This window comes from Sphingobium sp. FG58, assembly GCF_057809055.1.
The window spans coordinates 1-1,421 of record NZ_JBMDJF010000052.1 but is presented as its reverse complement, the minus strand read 5'-3'; the positions used below and the strand labels follow the sequence as shown (position 1 = coordinate 1,421).

Below are 1,421 nucleotides of genomic sequence, written 5' to 3'. Positions count from 1 at the left end.
CATGATGCGCCATATGTGGACGGCCCCCTCCCTGCAAGATTTGGCAGATAATATTGATCGGATCGCTTGCGTTCATATGTCCGGCCTGTGGGTGCGTTCGCACATGAACGCTGGCCAAGATGGTTTCCGCGACACGAGTTCCAAACAAGGCTGCGACCTGCAACGGCCACTGGCGCATACGGGCTATCACGCGTCTCGGATCGATCGATCCACCATCTGCTGTTTCTTGCAAGTTCACGCATCAGTTCAGGATGGTAGCTCTGATTGTCCGCTCACCATCGCTGCCTGATCTCTTATGCCGTGCATTTCAACTCTGATAGCACGACGCTTTTTCGATAAGTTTCGCCGGTGGCCATCATTTTCCAAGCGATCCGCGCAATTTTGTTCGCCAATGCCACGGCCACCAGCTTGGGCGGTTTGCGTTTGAGCATGGAGAGCAGCCAGGGCGTGGCATTTTTTCCGCTTCCATCCCTGACACGTCGAAGCAATGATGTGGCCCCGACCACCAGTATACTTCGCAATGCTTCGTCGCCAGCGCGCGTGATAACGCCCTGCCTTGCTTTGCCGGCGGTTGAGTGATCCTTCGGGGTCAGGCCTAGCCAAGCTGCAAATTGACGCCCCGACGCGAAGAGTTCCGGGGCGGGCGTTTTCATCATGAGAAGCGATGCGCCAATCGGCCCGACGCCTGGAATTTGGGCCAGGCGTCGGCTGCACTCATTTTTGCGGTGCCATGCTAGTAGCTTTGCCTCGACGTCTTCAAGCTGCCGTTCCAACTGTTGGTATTCGCTGGCGTGCAACGCGAAGAGTTCGCGTGCCAATGTCGGAACGGTCTCATCGGTTGCAGTGCGTTCGAGCAGCGGCTCGATCTTGTATATGCCCTTGGCTGTGGTTAGTCCGAACTCGGCAGCGTAGCCGCGGATCGCATTGGTGAGTTGGGTTCTGCTTCTCACCAGCCTGTCGCGCATTCCGACCAGCATTAGCGCTGCCTGCTGTTCTGCGGTCTTTACCGGCACGAAGCGCATTGTCGGGCGGCTCATGGCCTCGCACAGCGCCTCGGCATCGGCGGCATCATTCTTGCCGCGCTTCACGTACGGCTTTGCCAATTGTGGTGCGATCAGCTTCACCTCATGACCGAAAGAGCCCAGCAGGCGGGCCCAATGATGTGAGGCGCCGCACGCCTCGATGGCGACCACCGTTGACGGCAGCTTCTGGAAGAAGTCGATCATTTCCTTGCGTCGCAGCTTCTTGCGCAAAATCGGCTGTTCCGCTGCATTCACACCGTGCAGCTGAAAGAGATGTTTTGACGTATCCATGCCAATGCGGATAATCTGTTCCATGGGCGGTCTCCTTCGATTGAGATCTAACGACTCACTCTGGCACATTCTGATGCCGTACGGAGGCCGTCCACCCCAACAGGGCTG

At 57.4% G+C, this 1,421-nt stretch carries 2 protein-coding genes; one reads left to right on the top strand and one right to left on the bottom strand.

The annotated features are described in order from the left end of the window. On the top strand, positions 1–289 hold a 289-nt coding region (locus tag ACODR8_RS19895; protein WP_489008849.1), incomplete at its 5' end, for a hypothetical protein. A gap of 4 nt (positions 290–293) precedes the next feature. Here ACODR8_RS19895 and ACODR8_RS19890 read toward each other — a convergent pair. After that, complete coding sequence (locus ACODR8_RS19890) at positions 294–1,337, bottom strand: IS110 family RNA-guided transposase (RefSeq protein WP_489008848.1); 1,044 nt, start codon at positions 1,335–1,337, stop codon at positions 294–296. Between the last annotated feature and the right edge of the window lie 84 nt (positions 1,338–1,421).